The organism is Bacillus sp. SH5-2 (genome assembly GCF_008368905.1).
GTDB classification, from domain to species: Bacteria; Bacillota; Bacilli; order Bacillales; family Bacillaceae_G; genus Bacillus_A; species Bacillus_A luti.
This window is the reverse complement of record NZ_QOSD01000020.1, coordinates 500308-520969: the sequence shown is the minus strand read 5'-3', so window position 1 is coordinate 520969 and position 20662 is coordinate 500308. Positions and strand designations below refer to the sequence as shown.

The 20662-nt window shown below is 36.2% G+C and carries 20 protein-coding genes and 1 pseudogene; 9 read left to right on the top strand and 12 right to left on the bottom strand.

From position 1 onward, the window contains the following. Positions 1-32: 32 nt before the first annotated feature. The 3 genes from DN410_RS17970 to DN410_RS17960 all read left to right on the top strand — a co-directional run bounded on the left by DN410_RS17970 (position 33) and on the right by DN410_RS17960 (position 3747). Positions 33-1742: an Rqc2 family fibronectin-binding protein gene (locus tag DN410_RS17970; RefSeq protein WP_149177488.1), complete on the top strand. Its 1710-nt coding sequence runs from the start codon at positions 33-35 to the stop codon at positions 1740-1742. 326 nt (positions 1743-2068) lie between these two features. Further along, on the top strand, positions 2069-3139 hold the full coding sequence (locus tag DN410_RS17965; protein WP_149177487.1) for a M24 family metallopeptidase: 1071 nt from the start codon (positions 2069-2071) through the stop codon (positions 3137-3139). A gap of 83 nt (positions 3140-3222) precedes the next feature. Beyond that, the gene (locus DN410_RS17960) at positions 3223-3747 is read left to right on the top strand and encodes a DinB family protein (RefSeq protein ID WP_149177486.1); all 525 of its coding nucleotides are present in this window, start codon (positions 3223-3225) and stop codon (positions 3745-3747) included. A gap of 32 nt (positions 3748-3779) precedes the next feature. Here the strand turns inward: DN410_RS17960 and DN410_RS17955 are convergent, their stop codons facing one another. Continuing rightward, a complete protein-coding gene (locus tag DN410_RS17955; RefSeq protein WP_149177485.1) occupies positions 3780-4148 on the bottom strand; it encodes a YoqO family protein in 369 nt (122 codons plus the stop codon). Between the two features lie 184 nt (positions 4149-4332). On the opposite strand from DN410_RS17955, the gene DN410_RS17950 reads away from it, so the two are divergent. The 6 genes and pseudogenes from DN410_RS17950 (at position 4333) to DN410_RS17925 (ending at position 8958) form a co-directional block, all read left to right on the top strand. Then, positions 4333-5610, top strand: a complete 1278-nt coding sequence (locus DN410_RS17950) for a hypothetical protein (RefSeq protein ID WP_149177484.1) — start codon at positions 4333-4335, stop codon at positions 5608-5610. A gap of 201 nt (positions 5611-5811) precedes the next feature. Then, the gene (locus DN410_RS17945) at positions 5812-6645 is read left to right on the top strand and encodes a helix-turn-helix domain-containing protein (RefSeq protein ID WP_149177483.1); all 834 of its coding nucleotides are present in this window, start codon (positions 5812-5814) and stop codon (positions 6643-6645) included. Between the two features lie 93 nt (positions 6646-6738). Further along, positions 6739-6984: pseudogene (locus DN410_RS17940) on the top strand (LexA family protein); the annotation flags it as partial. Further along, entirely contained in the window at positions 6962-7219 is a 258-nt protein-coding gene (locus tag DN410_RS17935; protein ID WP_149177481.1) for a hypothetical protein, read from the top strand. The pseudogene DN410_RS17940 and the gene DN410_RS17935, both read left to right, overlap by 23 nt. A 194-nt stretch (positions 7220-7413) precedes the next feature. After that, on the top strand, positions 7414-8028 hold the full coding sequence (locus tag DN410_RS17930) for a hypothetical protein (RefSeq protein ID WP_370456822.1): 615 nt from the start codon (positions 7414-7416) through the stop codon (positions 8026-8028). 270 nt (positions 8029-8298) lie between these two features. Further along, positions 8299-8958: a sodium:proton exchanger gene (locus DN410_RS17925; protein ID WP_149177480.1), complete on the top strand. Its 660-nt coding sequence runs from the start codon at positions 8299-8301 to the stop codon at positions 8956-8958. Positions 8959-9001: 43 nt separating this feature from the next. Here the strand turns inward: DN410_RS17925 and DN410_RS17920 are convergent, their stop codons facing one another. The 11 genes from DN410_RS17920 to DN410_RS17875 form a co-directional block, all read right to left on the bottom strand. Then, the gene (locus DN410_RS17920) at positions 9002-9769 is read right to left on the bottom strand and encodes an N-acetylmuramoyl-L-alanine amidase (protein WP_149177479.1); all 768 of its coding nucleotides are present in this window, start codon (positions 9767-9769) and stop codon (positions 9002-9004) included. Positions 9770-9785: 16 nt separating this feature from the next. Next, positions 9786-10016, bottom strand: coding sequence for a phage holin (locus DN410_RS17915; RefSeq protein ID WP_149177478.1), 231 nt, complete (start codon positions 10014-10016; stop codon positions 9786-9788). A gap of 42 nt (positions 10017-10058) precedes the next feature. Next, positions 10059-10301, bottom strand: a complete 243-nt coding sequence (locus DN410_RS17910; RefSeq protein WP_098253122.1) for a hemolysin XhlA family protein — start codon at positions 10299-10301, stop codon at positions 10059-10061. 314 nt (positions 10302-10615) lie between these two features. Next, positions 10616-10759 (bottom strand): hypothetical protein, encoded by a 144-nt coding sequence (locus tag DN410_RS28040; protein WP_179958625.1) that lies wholly within the window; start codon positions 10757-10759, stop codon positions 10616-10618. A 17-nt stretch (positions 10760-10776) separates the two neighbouring features. Next, the gene (locus DN410_RS17905; RefSeq protein ID WP_149177477.1) at positions 10777-11277 is read right to left on the bottom strand and encodes a hypothetical protein; all 501 of its coding nucleotides are present in this window, start codon (positions 11275-11277) and stop codon (positions 10777-10779) included. A 12-nt stretch (positions 11278-11289) separates the two neighbouring features. Further along, positions 11290-11727, bottom strand: coding sequence for a hypothetical protein (locus DN410_RS17900; protein WP_149177476.1), 438 nt, complete (start codon positions 11725-11727; stop codon positions 11290-11292). Positions 11728-11769: 42 nt separating this feature from the next. Further along, positions 11770-13227, bottom strand: coding sequence for a BppU family phage baseplate upper protein (locus DN410_RS17895; protein WP_149177475.1), 1458 nt, complete (start codon positions 13225-13227; stop codon positions 11770-11772). Between the two features lie 64 nt (positions 13228-13291). Beyond that, on the bottom strand, positions 13292-13582 hold the full coding sequence (locus DN410_RS17890; protein WP_149177474.1) for an AbrB/MazE/SpoVT family DNA-binding domain-containing protein: 291 nt from the start codon (positions 13580-13582) through the stop codon (positions 13292-13294). Positions 13583-13601: 19 nt separating this feature from the next. After that, positions 13602-15527, bottom strand: coding sequence for a phage tail spike protein (locus DN410_RS28790; RefSeq protein ID WP_149177473.1), 1926 nt, complete (start codon positions 15525-15527; stop codon positions 13602-13604). After that, positions 15524-17002, bottom strand: coding sequence for a distal tail protein Dit (locus DN410_RS17880; protein ID WP_149177472.1), 1479 nt, complete (start codon positions 17000-17002; stop codon positions 15524-15526). Before DN410_RS17880 ends, DN410_RS28790 begins: the two co-directional genes overlap by 4 nt. Positions 17003-17043: 41 nt before the next feature. Further along, on the bottom strand, positions 17044-20655 hold the full coding sequence (locus tag DN410_RS17875) for a hypothetical protein (RefSeq protein ID WP_149177471.1): 3612 nt from the start codon (positions 20653-20655) through the stop codon (positions 17044-17046). Positions 20656-20662 lie beyond the last annotated feature (7 nt).

Below are 20662 nucleotides of genomic sequence, written 5' to 3'. Positions count from 1 at the left end.
ATTAACTTTTAGTTAGAAAGGAGTGTTTAATCATGGCATTCGATGGATTATTTACAAGAGCGATTACACATGAAATTGCAAATTCTCTTTACACGGGAAGAATTTCAAAAATATATCAACCTTCAAAATACGAAATTTTATTACATATTCGAGCAAACGGAAAAAATCAAAAACTGATTCTTTCCGCTCATCCGACATATGCACGTTTACACTTAACAAATCAAAATTACGATTCACCTGCACTTCCACCAATGTTCTGTATGCTTCTCCGTAAGCATTTAGAAGGTGGGTTCATTGAAAAAATTGAACAAATTGATTTAGAACGTATTATTCAAATCACAGTGCGCAGCAGAAATGAAATTGGTGATGAATCACTAAAAACACTAGTAATTGAAATAATGGGACGACACAGTAACATCATCTTATTAGACACGAAAACGAACGTTATTTTAGATAGCTTAAAACACGTTTCGTTAGCCGTAAACCGTCATCGAACGGTATATGCTGGCGCTGAATACGTTGCACCGCCCGCACAACATAAAATTAACCCACTTCAGATTGAAACGGATGATGAATTTATTAGACCGCTGGACTTTCTATCTGGAAATATGGATAAACAGCTTGTCGGCACTTTTACGGGAATATCGCCGTTATTCGCAAAAGAAGTAGTGAAAACTGCAGGTATGGTAAATGAAAAAGCTTTATCTGAAGCATTTTTCTCCATACAAAAACCATTACTTACTCATACATATACACCAGCAATGATTACTGCAAACGGGAAAGAATTCTTTTATCTTTTCCCTCTTACACACTTGCAAGGAGAAGAAAAAACATTCTCATCCGTAAGTGAATTGTTAGATCGCTTCTTCTTCGGTAAAGCAGAGCGTGACCGTGTAAAACAACAAGCTCATGATTTAGAGCGCTTTATGCAAAACGAAAAAAATAAAAACGAGAAGAAACTTATTAAACTTGAAAAGACGTTACAAGATGCTGGAAAAGCAGATAAATATCAACTTTTTGGAGAACTACTTACAGCCAATATGTATGCTTTAAAAAAAGGTGATAAAGATATTGAAGTCGTTAACTATTACGATGAAAATGGTGGAACTGTAAAGATCACATTAGATCCTTTAAAAACACCATCTGACAATGCGCAACGTTATTTCCAAAAGTACCAAAAAGCAAAAAATTCAGTTGTTGTTGTAGAAGAACAAATCAAAAAAACAAATGAAGAAATTCTTTATTTTGATAGCTTACTTCAACAAATGGAAGCTGCTTCTTCAAAAGATATTGAAGAAATTCGCGAGGAATTAGCTGAAGAAGGTTATATGCGCAATCGTAAAACGAAAAACGCAAAGAAAAAACCAACTAAACCAGTATTAGATAGATACTTGGCTAGTGACGGCACTGAAATTTTCGTCGGTAAAAACAATAAGCAAAATGATTATTTAACAACAAAATTTGCCCGTCGTGATGAAATTTGGTTACATACGAAAGACATACCAGGCTCTCACGTTGTCATTCGTTCTTTAGAACCAGCTGAAGAAACTTTACTAGAAGCTGCAAAAATTGCCGCTTATTACAGTAAAGCAAAAGAGTCTAGCTCTGTACCTGTTGATTTCACAAAAATACGCCATGTGAAAAAACCGAGTGGTGCAAAACTTGGTTTTGTTACGTACGACAACCAACAAACCGTATATGTAACACCTGATGCTGACACTGTAATGAAATTAAAAGCTTAAATATAAAAAATGCGTTGCTTGTATGCAGCGCATTTTTTTATTCGTTCCTATACCCATTAACTAATTCATAACATCTTTCTTTTGTCATTTTATATATTTTCAAAAAAATTGACAGTGTTATTCCACATCTGTATAAATTTCTTTACAGTATGTAAATACAGTGCACCTCAACTCCATGTTTTTTATCCACTACTAATTATTAAAGTAATCTAGATATTATAAGCAGCCCGCCTCTCACAAATAGCTAGCTACTTTTTATTTTCTCTACAATTTATATTTTGGCACACTATTTGCTTTATTCAATACTGTGAATAGGGGGAATTTACATGACTTTAAAAATTAATAAAATCCAAAATCAACTACAAAACTATGAAATTGATGGATTACTTATTACAAAAAAAGAAAATCGCCAATATGCGACAGGATTTACAGGTAGTGCTGGCGTCGTCTTAATCTCTGCGGATAAAGCTGTTTTTATAACTGACTTTCGCTATGTAGATCAAGCGAGATCACAAATACAAGATGCTGAAATTATAATGCATAAAGGAAATTTAGAAAAAGAAATTGCAAATCAAGTATCGAAATTAAACATTCAAAAACTTGGAATTGAAGAAAATAACATGACATTGCAACAATATAAAAACTTACAAAAATACGTACATGCGGAAATGATTCAAGTGTGCGAAATCATTGAAAATATTCGCCTTATTAAAGACATGCCTGAAATAGAAACAATGAAAATCGCAGCTAATATCGCGGATGAAGCATTTCATCATATCCTTACGTTTCTAAAACCAGGAATAAGTGAAACTGATGTCCGAGATGAATTAGAATTTTTCATGCGAAAAAAAGGGGCTACATCCTCATCATTTCAAATTATTGTAGCTTCTGGTGTTCGTTCTTCTCTTCCTCATGGCGTTGCATCAAATAAAATAATCGAGCGAGGTGACATTGTTACATTAGATTTCGGTGCACTTTACAACGGATATTGTTCCGATATAACACGTACTGTAGCAATCGGTGAGCCATCAGAAGAATTCAAAAAAATATACAATGTTATACGCGAAGCATTAAAACGTGGAACGGAAGCAATTAAGCCTGGAGAAACTGCAAAAAGTATCGATGATGTAACAAGAAACTACATTACAGATTGTGGATATGGTCAATATTTTGGTCACTCTACAGGGCACGGTCTTGGCTTAGAAATACATGAACCTCTTCGCCTATCCCAGGAAAGTAAAGCTACATTAGAAGAAGGTATGGTTGTTACCGTTGAACCAGGTATTTACATACCAAACTGGGGCGGTTGTAGAATTGAAGATGATATCGTCATTACAAAAGACGGATATGAAGTTATTACAAAATCAAATAGAGAGCTAATTGTTATTCCTTGTTAATAGTTTAAAGTTTTTAACAGGATTTTTTCGTTGCACATAGAATTTCTTCTCTGGAGTGTTCATTTAAAGAGGGGGAATTAAAATTGAATTTTGTAATTGATAAAATAGATGGTTTACAAGTTGAGTTTTCAAAACTTGTTTCCATGATGAATTACGCTCGTTACACAACGATGCAAGCTGTCGAAGGCTTAACAATTGAAGAACTTGATTATTTGTATGATGATGAAGCAAACTCAATTGGTATGCTATTGTACCATATGGCAGCTATTGAATTTTACTACCAAATTCATACCTTTGAAGACCGTGAACCGACGGAAGCTGAATTAGAACGTTGGTTACCCGGTATTGAGTTAGGTGATCTTGGTCGTGAGAAAATAAAAGGAAACACTATAGAATTTTACATCAATACATTACAAGAAGTACGTTCCAAAACAATCGAGACTTTTCAATCGTTACCTGATGATTGGTTATTTAAAACGACAAACTTTTGGTATGACAAACCAGCAAATAACTATTTTAAATGGTTTCACGTTTTTGAAGATGAAATCAATCATCGCGGACAAATTCGTTTAATTAAAAAGATGCAAAAAGCTCATGCAGTAAAATGAGAAAATGCCACCGAATAAGGTGGCATTTTCTGTTATTCATTAACGAATAACTTTTCGTTTACTGTTTTAGTAACTACCACTACCAACATTAAAGTGCAAATTAAATATGGCAATTTCGCAATGAACAACCACCCTTGAAACATTACAATTCCATCTATTATCTCATTTCCTTTTAATAACAAAAATGGGATCGTACTAATTATAATGACAAACTCGATGCTAAAAACCATTTTCTTTTTTCGACTATATGCTTTCCATTCATTCCAGCGATACATAGGAGCAAAAATCAATACTCCTATACATAATATAACTGGTATCCATTCACTTTTAAGAAATTGCCCCGAAATAACTGATAATAGTAAACAAACGAGCACACCATAATACCCTATTTTCTCTCTCATTCGTACTCCCCCATTCTCCTTCTCCTTAAATTCCATTTTTAGGTTTAATTGTATTGTAACATCCATTTTTTTATTCTTACCAATGCAGTACATGAAATTTCACCTTTTTTCTTTTTCCTATACTCACATACTTTCACTGCTTCCATACAATAAACTACACGAACGCCTAAAGGATGTGAATGTTATGGGAGTTGAATTAACGCTATTGCACGCTCTCTATGTTCTTTGTTTACTCACTATTATTACCTTTTTTATTCTCCGGAAAGATACGACGATTATTTGTATCGTTTTTATCTTTTTATTAGCATTAACCGCTACAAATTCTATCCCTCTTGCTATTAGCGGGATTTTTCAAAGTTTCATTTACGCCATTACTGAGCTATTACCAACTATATTAATTATCTCCATTATCGTATCAATGAGCACTCTACTCGTTCATACCGGCATAAATGATACGATGATTTCACCATTTACAAAAATGATTCGTACCCCCACCCTTGCCTACTGGATTATCGGTCTTTTGATGATGACAATTTCATTCTTCTTTTGGCCTTCTCCAGCTGTCGCTTTAATGGGAGCTATTTTATTACCCGTCGCTGTACGCGTCGGTCTTCCGCCAATTGGTGTTGCCATTGCTATGAACTTATTCGGACACGGCATCGCCTTATCTGGTGACTTCGTTATTCAAGGCGCTCCGAAATTAACTGCGGACGCTGCTGGTCTGCCTGTTTCTAGCGTTGTTTCTGCCAGTGTTCCCCTCGTTATCGTTATGGGCGTTGTGACAACTTCCGTCGCATTTTTCTTCTTACGAAAAGAATTTCATACAGGATTATCGCTGCAAGATACCTCTTCATCAACTGAATCATCTAAAACTACTATTTCTTTATCTCCTCGCATAAAAAAATGGCTCGCTATATGTATCCCTATCGTATATATCCTTGATATCCTTTGTATGATCCAGTTTAAACTACAAGGAAGCGATGCTACAGCGCTAATCGGCGGAACGACTGTTATTATGATTATCATCATTTCTCTCATCGCCTACAAAGGAAAGGGACTGAATAAAACGACCGATTATTTTATAGAAGGGCTCCAATTTGGCTTTAAAATTTTCGGCCCAGTTATTCCAATTGCTGCACTTTTTTATTTAGGAGATAGCGGATTTGTAAAAATTATTGGAGACTATTTACCGAAAGGTTCACATGGAATCATTAATGACTTAGGAATCGCTTTATCTCAAACTGTTCCTTTAAACCAATATGTATCGGCAGGAACATTAACTATCGTTGGTGTCATTACCGGTTTAGATGGATCAGGATTTTCCGGCATTTCACTTGCTGGTTCAATTGCCAATCTTTTTGGAACAGCACTTGGACATGGAACAGCTACATTAACAGCACTCGGGCAAATTGCAGCTATATGGACCGGGGGCGGGGTTCCTTCGCCGATGTTAGACATTTAGTTACTACAAATAAATAAAACAAAAGAGCACAGCGTGTATAAGTAGTGTTGGTAGCACTCTTATACCGTCCGCCTACTCTGAATAGGCAAACACTTGCTGTACTCTTACGAACTATTTTACAGTACGTAAGGGCTTCTTAGCAACAGTTTGCTTACACTTGGCATTCTGTTGCTTTTTGTTTTACAAAGGAGCCTAAATGTCATGGAAAAGAAACGTATCGATGTTATCGCAATTAAAGAATCCTTCCACAATCTTTCTACATTTAAGGAAGTAGAAGAACTTAATAAAACTGTACGTGCATATAGAGACACTATCCGTATGTCTATTAAACGTACTGACGTACAATCTAAACTTATTACATTACTTGAAATTTTAAAGCGCCACAGCTGCAAATATGTAGGCGTTAGTTTCCTATGCAAAAATAGAATTGCTGAAAAGATGGAAGTTTCATATAAAACTGTACAACGTTTAATGAAGAAACTTGTGGATCTAGAGATGATTAAACAGGTGGCAATGAAGCGTACAAAAGATATGTTACAAACTTCTAACGCTATTATTATTCAACCGATTGTGGAAGAAGTGTCCAACAAGGTAGATGCAAAAAGTCCTACAAAGTGTCCTACCATTAAAACAACCCCTGTTTCCTTAAAACAAAATATAAAAGATAAAAACAAACGTAATAGTAATGAGAATAGCAATACACCAGAAGAGAATATTGAACAAGCTGATTTTGTAGCTCATTGGGTACCGCAACGTTTTATTTCTTTAGTTAGCTCTTTTTATCATGAATCAAAAACAATCCAAGAGTTCTGGAAGGTCGTAAGACAGTGCAATAAAGTTACAAACTTCTCTACAGGTGATAAAGCATTTACTACAGACCAGGAACTTACTATTGGCTTAAAAGCTATTAAAGAATTCGTTATGAAAATTAAATCTGGTACAAAAATGAACAAAGGTAAATTCGCTTATTTCAACGGGATTGTAAATAACTTAATGGACAAGTTCTATTTTGATAAAGAGTTTATGGGAGCATAATACCTTTCAAAGATACGAACAAGTGTTTGATTTTTTCTCAACAACTTGGTATTATATGGTTAGATATTTCATACATAAAGCGGGGTATACACCATGAAACCATTAACAAGTAGACAAGCTCAAATATTAACTTTCATCCAAGAACGGGTCATAGAAAACGGATATCCGCCTACTGTCAGGGAAATCGGAAAAGCAACTGGACTCGCCTCTAGTTCCACAGTACATGGGCATTTAATGCATTTAGAAGAGAAAGGTTATATTCACCGCGACCCATCCAAGTCACGTACAATCAAAATTTTAAAAGGAGGATTTAAACATGATTACCAATCCAGTAGCATCTGAAAAAGACAAATTGATTAGGGATGTTTATTCTAAGCAAAAAGATATTGCAGCTTTATTATTAAAGCATGGAAACCGTCAAGAGGTTGCACACCTTGTTTATAAATGGCAGTCCCATAAAAACTTTTTTATCCAAAACGCTGCCATTACAAATATACCTTTAGATGAACTTAGAGAAAGACATAAGCAAATTACCCAATTACTTGAGCAAGTAGAGCTGTATACAATTAAGTAAATATTGATAAATAATCCCAACATCTCCAAAGTTTGATATAATAATACAGTTATTAATATCAACTAGGAGGTCTAATATTGAAAAAATCACTATCTTTTATAGTATTACTATCTTTCCTAATAGCAGTACTTTCATCATGTAGTACAGCTGACGGGAAAATTTCTAAAGAAGAATTTAAACAGATTGAAAAAGGAATGAGTATGAAAGAGGTTGAGAAAATTGTAGGCGGAAAAGGAGAAGAAAGTGTTAATCAATTTAATCCGTCACTTGTTGAATATAAATATCCTGCATTGGATGGTGCAGTGAAAGATGGATATGTTTACATACTGTTTAATGACAGCAAAGTAGATACTATTTTAGACTTTGGATTGCTGAAAAATAAAGAACAGCTTCAACAAGAACTCACTGACGCAAAAGAAAATGTTAAAACAGTTGACTGGGGAAATAAAATTAAAGAAGTAGCATCAAGTGATAAGAATCCAAATGAGAAATTTGATGAAATAAGCAAATACGCTCATGATTACAAACCATCTAAAGATGAAGTTAAACAATTTGGCGATGACATCATTAAAGAATATAAAGATAAAAATTATATTAAAGATGTAGCTAACCATGAGTATATGTTAACGAACATTTTCAAGTCACAAGTTGTTGATAGCAACGCATCAGAAAAGCCATTAAAAGATTTCGCTTTCGATTTCTGGCAAAACTCTAAATACAACTACCGTGGCGTAGAAAATGCAACAAGTAGTGCTACACAAGCAAATGAACGTCAAATGGACAAAGCTTTAACTAAAATGAACAAATAATCTACTTAAATTTTAGGAGGGTATATTATGAAGGTCGTTCGCTCAATATTTAACGCGTTCCGTTTGTTGAGTAAAATCATAAACCCTATATTAAAAGCATTATCTAAAAGTAAATTCTAAGTTTAATAGAAATAAAAAAGCCGTCTTTTAAATAGGCGGTTTTTTTATTTTCCTCTTCCTTTTTCCCTATCTAAACATCCACAATTTACTGTCCAAACACAACTTTCATTTTCCGCATAGCATGTACTAAAAAGGAGATGTATGCTTAATATGTCAAACTATTATTACGACCGTTCATATAAGTGCTATCGGAAGAAACATAAAAAATGCGACTGTGATTGTCATTGTGAACCTCGCTACCAAACGTTAACATCTGGACCTTTATTCCGTAATGCAAATACCGACTTCATACAAGTATCCGCGTTCAATCAAACAGACGAGCCGCAAACTGTAACTATAGCTGTACAGAATTATCAAGATACTTGTGAGGGGAATGTATATCCTTCTTATGGATATCTTTGTGGGGAGTTAATAAACGATGATAATGGAGGTTCCGATGATGAAGTAAGCAATGGAAATGGCAACGGAGGATGTATCTATTGTGAGCCTGAAGGAGTAACTCCGTTTATTGGTCCAGTTACATTTACGATTCCACCACGGCAACTTTTTAGCGTAAGGGTGTTTATCCCCGGTGACCCGGCACGACCGCAAGACCCTGTATACGTAGTTCGGGTGACGACACCAACTGACCCTTTCTTCCCCCAAGACCCTACTGCTCCACAAGACCCTACTGCTCCACAAGACCCTCTCCGACCAGTTACCATAAACACATGGGGCATTAACTTTGCAGGGGTAATTCAGCAAGGTAATACGGTGTTGAATGAACAGTTTGCGCCAACTGAACCGTTTTTTCCAGTCGACCCCATTTAATATGAAAGAAATAAAAAAAGCCGTCAAATGACGGCTCTTATTTTTACTTAACTTCGTAATGCCATCCCTTACGTTCTAACCAATCTTTCATTCCATTAAGTTGCGCATCTGAAGTAGGATCAGTAACGAAATATGTTAATCCATCTGATTGTAATTTGAAGTTAGCTGTCATCTTTAGAGAAGTTAATGCTCCCATCACATCAGGAGTTTCATACGGTGAGAAAGCACCTGTTTGAATAACATTTTGTTTAGACGGTGCAATAGATTGACTTGTACCAGAAGATTGAATGGATCTACCCACAATAACCTCCGCTACAGCTTTGGCTGCTTTATCAAAATTAGCGCGATACTTTTGCATATCCGTTTCATTATCAATAAAGCAAATCTCTGGTAATAATCCTGTTTTCGTTTTATTAATCCACCCTAAATCAGTAGAAAATTTGATTCCTCTATCTCTTAATCCGAACGCATCAGCCATTGCTTTTGAAATCTTGGCTGCTAATTCTCTATTCCCGTATGAAGGATGTAACCAAACTTCACAGCCTGTACCACCTGGAGAAGCATTTAAATGAAACTGTAAATCTACATTGCTATCTTTTACTCGTAAATGGTTATTTGCTGCATTACTCCAAACTGCGGTTTTTGTTGTGCCTACTTCATCTGAACAGTTTACATATTTCCATCCTGCCGCTTGTACATACTTAGCAACAGCATCTAAGAATTTTCTATCCTCCACATGCTCAATTCCAAATTGACTATCTGCACCTGGCACAATTTTATTATGACCACCTGAACCTGCGAAACAACCCATTATTCAACATCTCCTCTTAGTGTAAGTTATTTTTTTCTAATACATCTTTTTGTTGCAACCCTTTATTGCTTAAATAGTTGTTTTTCCAAGCCACATACAAAGTGAATGCCCCTGTAATTACAGCCACTAAATCGTTAGTGATTTTGTCATCAATCGTTTGGTATCCCACAAGATTTAAAACACTATTTATCACAGCAATTACTAGTACGACATAGCGACTAATTGAAGCCGTATCAAAAGTTTTCATGTTATCACCTCTTTTCAAATAAAAAAGTGACCGTATATACGATCACTTCCCTGCAAATTTAAATAGTAATGCAATCGCACCAGCGATAAGCGAACCAATAACTGTTGTTCCCATCCAAAATACAAGTCTATCTAATCGATCCACACGCAAATGAGCACTCTTAGCTGACTGTTGCGCTTCAATGGCTAGCTCCCTCACATTTCCCAGACCATCGATTTTTGTTTCTACCCTTGTAAGTCCTATAATTACTTTTGTGAAATCATCGTGATTCTCGTGTTCTGGCAATCTTCTCACCTCTTTCCCAAAATAAAAAGAGAGACAGTTATGTCCCCCTTTTGTTATACAAGCCGTATGTTGTTCAGTTTTAATTTGTTTTTATAATAAAACTACTAATTGATAAAATGCTATCCATAAAACTATTGAGAATAAGCCACCCCAAAATAACCCTACAAAGAAATTAACGTCTTTTCCCATAATATATACCCTCTTATATCTATGTGTATTTTCCAATAGAATATAATATCATTGTGTACTAACGGTGTAGTACTTGTGTTTTTTTAATATATTTCTACCTGCTTATCAGAAAATAAAAAAGCCCACTATTGTGCGCTATCAATTAAATCTGCTCTTCCATTGTCAGTTAGGTATTTATCGATGCGCTCTTTGTACGCCTTCATTTTTGAAATGATATATGCATACGTAAAAACTTCATCGATTACTCGTTGTGCCATGTATTCTGCCATTCTGTATCTACTCCTTTTTATTCGATACCTGCAATAATCATTTCATCCATTGCTTTCTGCATTAGTTCCATCTGCTTTTTAAGTATTTCTAATTCCGATGGTTCTTCTGGTTGCGGTTCAACGGGCTCTGGCTCAACTGTTTTCACCCACTTACCATCTTTGAATACAGGTTCGTACCCTAACCACGGGCAAACCTCTAAAGTACAATTTTCAGGAATGTCAGGTTCATATCCAATCACAACATCTTCCTGGTATGGTACTCTAATAGGTTCATATTCTACATTTGCCATTACACAATCAGGACAATCGTACTTGCTAATTGGTTCTTCTGCATCCTCTTGATCAGGCACATAAGTACCATCTTGAATAGATTGATGAAGTTCGCATAGTTTCTCTTCCGTTACAATTTCTTTTAATTCTTCTCGGTAGAAGGTTTGTTTCTCGTAAATTGGCTTCTCTTCTAAGCGAATCATTTCAGTGAATTTGCCGTTTTCGTCATAACAGTATCCGTATGCCATAATGCTTCCTCCTTATTGATGTATTTCAGAGTAATCTAATACAGTGTAATTCCCTACCAAATTACCTTTATCGTCATGCAAGTCATACTCCCTAATGCCGTTTCGTGACACAGAATAATATAACGCATATAAAATGTTATCTGCTGAAGGGTTATTACTCCAATTGACTAATTCTCCTTCCACGTAAGACTCGAAAGCGGGGCTTTTTTCTCCAGAAACATCTACCAACGCATACGTACTCTCATCTCCTACACATGAAAATTTCAAATGGGTTACTCTATTACTGTCCCCACCAGGTAAATCCTTATTTGAATTATAGATTCCTTCTAAAACCTCACTTAAAACCTTAAAAGATAGAGCAATTCTAGTTACTTCTTCCACAATAATTTCAATACATTCCCAAATATACTTACTATCCATAATAAATTTATCACCTTTAGATACATTCATTTATAAAACATCTCCTTCTATATTTATTTAATCTAAACACTATTAATCTACTACGTACGTTAATACTATGTGATAGTCCTTACCCATAATAGCAGGGGTAATCGTCTGAAGTAGCACTTGACCAGTATCGCTAGGGATTGTCATTAGAGCAGGTGTCCCATCACTTGCATGTACTACTTGAGTTAACATCATAGTAGGTCGCATACCTGGTGGCAATGTAAATACATGTCCGTTAGTAGATCCTACCTTTCTTCTGATTGGTGCTCTTAAAGTTACTGTATTGCCTCGTCTGTCAGATATAACACCATAAGAAGTGATTAATTCAGCATCAGCTGTGACAGGAATAATAGCTCTATCGTCTTTTGCTTTTGTTACTAGATTTGTGTTTGTGGCGGTAACATTGAACGTGTTCGTTGCCTCAAGGTATTGGAATACCTGTTTATTATTCTTCCAGTCAAAAGCCTGGAACCCGCTTTGTTCTAGTAATAGTCCGCTTTGAACCTGACCGTCAATAATTCCTCGTAACGCTTTTGATGCTCCGGCTTTTACGTCGAAATTCAAACTGCCCGTCATCGTATCCCCTGTCTTTTTAACAAGGTTTGTATTGGATGTTATGCTAAACGTATCAGTATCTGCCCAGTAGTCCCATATAAATTTATTACCTGTAGGGTGTGTGGACTGCATAACCATTTTGTTATTATTCAGTTGAGCGCGTAATTTAAATTCGTAGTCATTACTACCTTTGAACACTAAGTTTCTTTCGTTGTTCATTGCAAGGTCGCCCGTCATTGTATCCCCGGCTTTTTTTAGGAGGTTGGTTTCAGAAGGAACATTTAGAACTCCCTCTTTAATAGTCGCAATCGTCCTGCCTGTCTTCTTATCAGTTATCCAAAAAACACCATCGCTAGCGACCGCCATATCAATTTCGCCAGTACTTGCAGTATTCTTCCAAGTTACTTTTGAACCATTCATCACAAGGGGACCAGTCATCGTACCGCCCGTTTTAGGTAGTGCGGCGTCTGCTTTAGCACCTGCGGCAATGATACCATCGATGTCTACACCTTCAAGCTTCTTCCCCGCTTCAATTGCCTTTTGGATAATAGTAAATTCATTTGTGGACTCAACCACTGTATCGCCTGAATATGATTGTTTAACAGTAAATACAAACGGTTCAGCATCTAGTTCCCTATCATCTTCAAAAATCCGAACTTGCGCGTACACATTTCCTACTGCGGCTAGAGTTTGTGTTTTTAATACAATTTGATATTTACCCTTTAAAGCATTAATTACTTGGCAATCTTGCTGGAATACCGTTGTTCCATCTGACTTCTTAAAAGTAATTCGAACCGCTTTTGCCTTACTTAAATCTAATTCCTGCCCTTCATTTGTTATATTTAATACAAATTTAGCGGAATTTCTATCACCTTGTGAAAAACGGAGCTCCTTTGTAGGTGTCGCATTTACTAAATCTACAGTGATTTCATGTGTTTTGAATGTCATCTAACCACTCCCTTATGCAAAATAAAAAAGACCAGCGCTTGCTGCTCCCTCTGTTTTCAATGATTTATTTTTCTTCTTCCGATTCTGAGACCGTCTTTTGCTGTTCTTGTGACGCATACGCTATTTGATCTATACAATCCTTGCAAATCTCTTGATATCCAATTCTTGTTGTATTTGCATTCACACCACAAATATCGCAAAACCTTTCTGCGGTTCTTATAAATAAATGAGAAGTATCTGCAAATATTTCAACTTTTGTGTTTGGCTTGATACCTGCTGTTTCCAACATATCTAGCGGTAATTGAAGTGTTCCCTCTTCGGTTACAGTTGCCAAAACACCTAAAAATTTATTCATAAAACTACTCCTTTTCAAATTAATACTTTAATGGAATCCAGCCATTATTATAGAAGTAAGGTCCGAATCCGTTATAACCGTGTCCTACCCATACTACTCCTTGTTGAGAACCAGGAGTGCTACCAAACGAGTTAAACTTAATTGCTGGCGTTTCAATTGGAGCTGTAAAATTAGTTCTTTTAGATGTAAACCAAAGCCCGTCTTGAGCCGTGATACCAATGTTACCTTGGGATGTTAAGCGAATATTACTTTCAGCCCCAGCATTATCTACATATCGATAGTAAACACCATCGTTATCCTTGTAGATACTACCAAAGTTCCTGCCATTACCATCACCTTGCCCCAGGACGATATAAGGATTTAAAGTTTTACTTTTCCTCTCATTTTCGAAGCCTATGACAAGTTTGTCTGTCCCTTGATTCACAAAGCGTAAGACTTGGTTTTCCATATGCAAATGTTCATTTGTATTGCTCGTTTTAATGGTCATACCCATTAGTAAACCAGCAATTAACCATTCAGCTTTTACTTTACCAACTAGATCAATTAAATCAGCTGTTATTTTTACTCTTTCTGCTGTTTGGTTAATAGTAGATATAATGTTATCTTTCTCAACTTTTGAACTTACAGATTCAGCTGTGACTTTCAACTCGCCTGTTAGCTTTTCTAGCTTTTGATTAACCGCTTGAGCGTTTAAAACAATCGATTGGTCTGTTTTTTCAATGCTCGTTTTCATAGCGATTAATTTATCGTTAAAATCGCTAGATGTGTCTTCTAATAGTTTTTCAAGTTCTTTTAAAGCATCTATATTAGCCTTATCATATAAAGAATCACGAATTTTATTGTATAACTTCTGTAACTCTTCTCTTGTATCCACAATTTCACAATAATCACCAAATATATATTTATCTTGCGATGGATTTTTGAAAGATTCATCACCAGCAATAGCTCGTGCTGCTAAAAATAATTGTGGAGTAAATCCTGTATCCTTGATTCGAATGACATCACCCTCATTGATTAACTCATGAGACATTCCGAATATACGTCCAATACTAGCTGCATCTACTTCATATGAAACGGAAGTATTCACACGTTTTGCCATTTCTGTTTTCATAAGAATCTTTAGGCGTTGTGGAGTCATATCTTGGTTTTCTGTTTCGGGACTATAAAAACCAAATTTATGTTGTCCTTTTTCATTCCAACGCTGATAAGCTTCGTCATCCACAAGATAAGGAACACCATCATTTATTTCTGAGATGGTAATGAATTCTCCACCTTCTTTTCTTACAAAACCCAATAAGGCGGTACAAATATTTTGGGAGTTTTCAATTCGTTTAATTCCTATTAAGTCTTTACCAAGAGTTATTTCTTTCCCTGTATATCGTCCTCGCCTTTTAACCATATCAACATAACGACCAACGATTTTAGAGCCTACAACTTCAGCACGGTATTGGATTTCCATTTCAAAAGAAGCGGCAATTTTTTTAAGTAAATCCAGCGGATCAGTAAATTCATCAATTGCCATTGAATGTGCACCATCATGTTCCGTTTTACCTACTTTCCACTTCGTCCCTTTAAGGGCTATTTCCATACACTCTTTCAATGTCTTACTTTCAATTTTTTGTGGGTCGATAATTCCCGCTTTAGCAAGTAGAATCCATTCACCAGATGCATAGGTAGTTAACGATCTACCATCAGAATCTTTTTCAACTTCTGTAATAACATAGGGAACAATTCGACCATCTCGCACTTCTTTTAACACTAGATTCTGCTGCATAAGTGTTATTGCATGTTTTGTGCCATCAAATACCTTAAACTCTAATGTATCGATATTATTTTTGATTTCCCAATGCCTTTTATCATCACGGTAATCTTTTGGTTGTATAACTGAAACGATTTGACTTGTTTTAAAGTCAACAATGTGTAAGTCTCCACTTGGTGCCCTCATCTATATCGCTCCCTATACATCACTTCAACTATTCCTACATCGGCTGGACGTACTATCATTTCATTTTTCCCCCGCTTTACAACAGGGAATGAACTGAATATATCTTTTAATGCAATTGCATCAGTTCCATTGACTGTAACCAATGAACGTTCTGTATCTATTTGCACTTTGTCTCCCACATCGAAAATATAAGGAGTTTCATCTATTTCTAAAGTATTAATACGCCAGAATTTAACGTCCTTGATTTGACAAACATTAACTGGATTATACTCTCCAAAGGCTACACAGCCCACAACAACATATTTCGGTTCTCTGGTAGTGTTTGGATTCCAATTACCTACGTCATACCATTCGTGTACAAAACTTGCTCCATCTTGTTCCGTACCCTCAATATATTTAGCACAATAGACTCTCCAGTGATTTCCTCTACGAGCAATGGCAAAGTGTCCTGAAAATTGATTGAATGTATCCATGTAATGTCCCGTTTCATTCGATAGGAGTTGTTCATTATTCCCCTCACTTCCTACAACAGAATGAGCTAACGTGATTTCATGACTCATATATTCATCACTCATATCTACCTGACAAATAATGTTGTAGTTCGCATCCAAAACCATCGCAATAGTTTTACCCATCTGATCATATTTCGTAGATTGTAAGGCAAACTGGACATCCATTTTGAAGTCTGTGATTTTCTTACCTGCCTTCGGAATTTCTTTCATTACAAAAGGTCCACGCCACTTGAACGGCTCCATCGTGCCATAATTCGAAGCTTTAAAAGCTTTCCCACCTATAACTTCCATAGAACCTCTTGCAAGGAATTTCTCTAACTGCCCCCCGAAAGTAGTCCACCCATTTAAACTAGAGCAATCATCGTTAATAAGCCTCTCATCTTCTTGTACAATTTTAGATTTGTGCCCAATAGGATATCCAATCCTAAAGTAATCATCATCATTCCATACATCAAGAAACGGGCTTTGTGCCCCTATAGTGATATTTATAATAGGATTGGACTCCACAGATCCCTTATTATACATTTCAGCTCTTAACTTACCAGCCTGATCAATTGCCATCATTTTCTTTTGTACAGGTCCTAATTTATACGGCATTGGACAAATAAATTGAATCGTACCTATTCCAAGGGTTACAAATTCATCTAAATCAAAACTATCATCCACAACAGCTAAATATGTTCTATCGGGCCTTACATCAAATACTAGTTCAGCTTCTTTTTCTGTAATAAGCCAATCGGCTATTTCCTCTTTTAATGTTTCTAAATCCGCTCCATCAGGAACGATAATTCCAACAGGTACAGGAAGCGGACGAGGTTCAGTATCCGTACTTAATAATCTTGCACCTGGATACCCAGGAGTAGTTAAGAAATTACGCTTCAAAGGCGCCCACGTTGGTGGACTCCATCCTTTCTTTACTTGAATATAATCATTACGTATATTGTTAAATTTAAAAGAGCTCATTTTCACACCTCATTTCTTTATAAAATAAAAGAAACCCAAACCTAAAAGGCTGAGTTTCTTTGTTCTTCTCTTTCTTGATACTCTTTCGTATATCGATAAGTGCCACGAGCCACATCTCTTCCTTCTAAAACAACCGGTACTTCAATGACTATATCCCTACCTCGCGTTGGTAAGGATGCTGAATTTTCTATTCTGTTATCTTTTACTGAAAATGAAGCATCAATAGAATTAATTTTGTTATTACTACTTGAAACATCTAGCATTGCTTTTTTTACTATCACTTCTAAGTCTTCTAAAGCCCCTACAAACTCAGGTCGTTTTTCACCTACCCCAATAATTTGCGGACCAGTGAAGATACCGCCTTTATCAAACCAATCAACACTTAAAGATGGTACAGATGGTGGATTTAAGCTAAAGTTTCCTGACATTGAAAAGCGTGGTAGTTTAGGTAATTTAATCTCTGGCATTTTAAAATCTAATTTCTTAAAGAAACCTGTTATGTCGTCTAAAATTCCTTTAATGCGGTTTTTGACTTCTCCCATTTCACGTTCCACATCGCTTTTCATTTCTTTTATTTTTTGACCTGGCCACTTTCTAATTTCTTCCCATTTATTTTTAGTATCATTTTTCATTTCTTCCCACTTATTAGATGCGATTTTTCCGATCAAATCTGTTGTTCTACCAAAATCATTTTTAAAAACTTCCCATTTTGATAGTACTTCACCTGTTTGCCAATTAACCTTATCTACATGCTCAGTAGCTTGTTTTTGTGCTTCATTAACCACCTTTTGATGCATATCTTCAGCCTTTTTCACTGTTTCGTTTTTTTGTCTTTCTGCTTCACCAATTAGCTTTGTTGCTTGATCGGCTGATATCGTTCCTGTCTCATCACGTTGCCTTATAATTTCAGCGATAGTTTTGTTATATTGATCGTTTGCTTCTTTTACAACCTCATTTTTTTGTTTAACGGAATTTGCAACTGTTTCTGCAGCTTGTTGAGCTGTTATCTGACTTGATTGCATCTTCATACGCTCTAAGATTACTTTTTGCTCCATTTCATTTGCAGACATATGTTCAACAGCTTTTAGTGTCATTTGCTCTTGGATGCCATTAATTTCTTGTCTTTCAGCATCAGTTATCGCACGTTTTTCTTCTTTAGCCGTATTCATTATCTCGACAATTCGATTTTTACCATTTGTAATAACCTCTTGTTGTTGTTGTTGATTCGTTTGCATTTTCGTTATAATCTCTGCTTCCTCAGCATCGGTTATAGCAGCACTTGAATCAAAGAATGCCTGCATAGTTGATAACTGAGCAGCATGATCCTCTTGCATTGCTACAAGTACCTGGTCACCCATTTGAGAAATTGTATTTACAATTCCATTAGCCATTTCTGTTGTTACAGTTTGACCACTCCAAGACATTTGATTTAAGGATACTGTAGCCTGTTCATTTAAATTCAAAAATCCACCTACAGCTTTTTCCGTTGATTCGGAAACCTTATCCCCAAATATTTCAACCTCAAGTGATGATTCCTTAAAGTGATTGTATAAAGCAATTCCTCCAGCTGTTAACCCTGCAATAGCTGCAATAGCCAATCCAATTGGACCTGTCATAACAGCTAACGCTCCACCAAATACAGCGGCGGCTCCACCTGCTCCTGCAATCGCTCCTGACAATGCAATAAATCCGGGGGCTAGGGCGGCTATAGCCCCAATTATTACACCGAGCGCTATACTAATAGCTGCAATTGTGGATGCTAGTTTTGGATTTTCTGCAGCCCATGATGCAATTGAGCTAATAACATCGGCAATTACTAATAACAATGGTTCCATAGCTGTTTTTAGTTCTACCATGGCTTGTTGCATCTTTACAGCTGGTGTTTGATCTAATTGTTTAACGGATTCATTTAACGAATCTTGATTTTCTTTGAAATCCACAACTTTATCTTTAGCGTTTATTAAGGTGTTGGTGATGTTTTGCCCTTGATCTTCGTACATTGTCCCGAAAATTTGGGCACCTATTAAATTCTTCTGCGTTGCATCTTCTACACCATCTAATGCAATTGCAATTTCTGTCATTGCCTGGGAACCGCCTTTACCACCTTCAGCTACAGCTTTACCCCATTTTTGCATTTGTTCAGTAGAAATTTTTGTACCTTTAAGTAAATCTTGAAGTGCTTTTGGTACTTCTTGACCAAATTCAGCTACTCGAATACGCCCTTCTTTTAAACCATCTAAGAGATTATCGATATTCCAGGTTCCTGTATCAATACCTGCTTCCATAATAGCTTGGACTTCTTCAGCATTATAACCAGCACGAGTTAGCTGCCCTCCATATTCAGCTATAATATCTAGCTGTTCTGGTGGAAAGCCTATTTTCAATAACCTGTTTACTAATCCAAGAGCGCTCTCACTTGATATTCCTAGTTCATTACCAATTTCATGTGTTTCTTGAATTAATTCTGTAAAATCTATATTTCCATAAGCCGCTGAAATTGCAGCTGCTCCTTTTACAATAGCTGCATTCGTTTCATCACTTATGCCCTTATTCAGAGCCCATTGCCTACGAACACCTTCCAAAGCTGCTTCTGCATCTACACCATATGTTTCTACCCCTCTAATTGCATCCTTTACGGATTGCTTAGAAGCTTCTGGTACTTCCATAGAAATTTCTATTTTAGTGTTTAAACTCGATACATCTAATGCTTGTTTAATAGCTTCAGCAATTCCCCCACCAGCCATTAATGCTCCTGCAACATTTTCAAGTCCTACTCCAAATTCATCTACAGCTTTTTCCGCGTTATGAGCTTCTCGAGTAATCTCATCTAACTCTTTTGTTATTTGATCTAAATTAGCCCCATCATGAATTGTTCTTAATGTAGCTTTAAACTTTTCTAAATCACCATTACTGCCTAGCACTTTACGACCAATAAGCTCAATTGCTTTTCCTAATTGTTCTGAAGTCGCTGTGCCATTTCGGATAGCGGATGTTAAATCGGATCCAAGTATAGTTGAAAATTCCTCAACGTTTCTTCCCGATATAGCAAAAATAGCATTTAATTCACGGGTAGATTTTTCTACCTTAGATTCTTCTTCTGCCGCTTCTTTTAGTTCATTTTGTATTTTCCCTATAGCTTCTTCAAGTTGAGACGATGATGCAGTACCTTGCCGTATCGCTGATGTTAACCGACTCCCTATAGCTTCTTCAAATTTATCTATACTAGAGCCCGTTGTATGTAAAATTGTATTTAATTGTTGAGTTGCATGTGCTACCTTTTCTTGTTCATCTTTCATGCCTTTTAATTTACTTTGTAAGCCTTGTAATGAACCTTCCGTGTATTCAATTTCACGGCGAAATGATCGATACTGTTCTTCTCCAATATCTCCACGTTCGAATTGAGCTTGCACTTGTTGTTCCGCTGCTTTTAATTGATTTAACTTGTTGGTTGTTGCTTCCACACGTTGCGTTAACAATTGTTGCTTTTGCGCCAACGCTTCCACATTACCTGGATTAAATTTTAATAATCGCTCTACATCTTTAAGTTCTTTCGCCAAATCATTACTACGCTTATTTACATCCTTTAAGGCATTTTGAAGACCGGTAGTTTCTCCGCCAATTTCAATCGTAATCCCTTTAATTCTTCCTGCCATTTTCTCA

Bases quoted from the DNA above. Each gene is read 5' to 3' on its own strand.
- DN410_RS17970 (WP_149177488.1), top strand. From the start codon at position 33: ATGGCATTCGATGGATTATTTACAAGAGCGATTACACATGAAATTGCA.
- DN410_RS28040 (WP_179958625.1), bottom strand. From the start codon at position 10,759: ATGGCAGAATACATGGCACAACGAGTAATCGATGAAGTTTTTACGTAT.
- DN410_RS17875 (WP_149177471.1), bottom strand. From the start codon at position 20,655: ATGGCAGGAAGAATTAAAGGGATTACGATTGAAATTGGCGGAGAAACT.
- DN410_RS17880 (WP_149177472.1), bottom strand. From the start codon at position 17,002: ATGAGCTCTTTTAAATTTAACAATATACGTAATGATTATATTCAAGTA.
- DN410_RS17915 (WP_149177478.1), bottom strand. From the start codon at position 10,016: ATGAAAACTTTTGATACGGCTTCAATTAGTCGCTATGTCGTACTAGTA.
- DN410_RS17935 (WP_149177481.1), top strand. From the start codon at position 6,962: ATGATTACCAATCCAGTAGCATCTGAAAAAGACAAATTGATTAGGGAT.
- DN410_RS17900 (WP_149177476.1), bottom strand. From the start codon at position 11,727: ATGAATGTATCTAAAGGTGATAAATTTATTATGGATAGTAAGTATATT.
- DN410_RS17945 (WP_149177483.1), top strand. From the start codon at position 5,812: ATGGAAAAGAAACGTATCGATGTTATCGCAATTAAAGAATCCTTCCAC.
- DN410_RS17955 (WP_149177485.1), bottom strand. From the start codon at position 4,148: ATGAGAGAGAAAATAGGGTATTATGGTGTGCTCGTTTGTTTACTATTA.
- DN410_RS17905 (WP_149177477.1), bottom strand. From the start codon at position 11,277: ATGGCATACGGATACTGTTATGACGAAAACGGCAAATTCACTGAAATG.
- DN410_RS17965 (WP_149177487.1), top strand. From the start codon at position 2,069: ATGACTTTAAAAATTAATAAAATCCAAAATCAACTACAAAACTATGAA.
- DN410_RS17890 (WP_149177474.1), bottom strand. From the start codon at position 13,582: ATGAATAAATTTTTAGGTGTTTTGGCAACTGTAACCGAAGAGGGAACA.
- DN410_RS17895 (WP_149177475.1), bottom strand. From the start codon at position 13,227: ATGACATTCAAAACACATGAAATCACTGTAGATTTAGTAAATGCGACA.
- DN410_RS17930 (WP_370456822.1), top strand. From the start codon at position 7,414: ATGAGTATGAAAGAGGTTGAGAAAATTGTAGGCGGAAAAGGAGAAGAA.
- DN410_RS28790 (WP_149177473.1), bottom strand. From the start codon at position 15,527: ATGAGGGCACCAAGTGGAGACTTACACATTGTTGACTTTAAAACAAGT.
- DN410_RS17950 (WP_149177484.1), top strand. From the start codon at position 4,333: ATGGGAGTTGAATTAACGCTATTGCACGCTCTCTATGTTCTTTGTTTA.
- DN410_RS17920 (WP_149177479.1), bottom strand. From the start codon at position 9,769: ATGGGTTGTTTCGCAGGTTCAGGTGGTCATAATAAAATTGTGCCAGGT.
- DN410_RS17925 (WP_149177480.1), top strand. From the start codon at position 8,299: ATGTCAAACTATTATTACGACCGTTCATATAAGTGCTATCGGAAGAAA.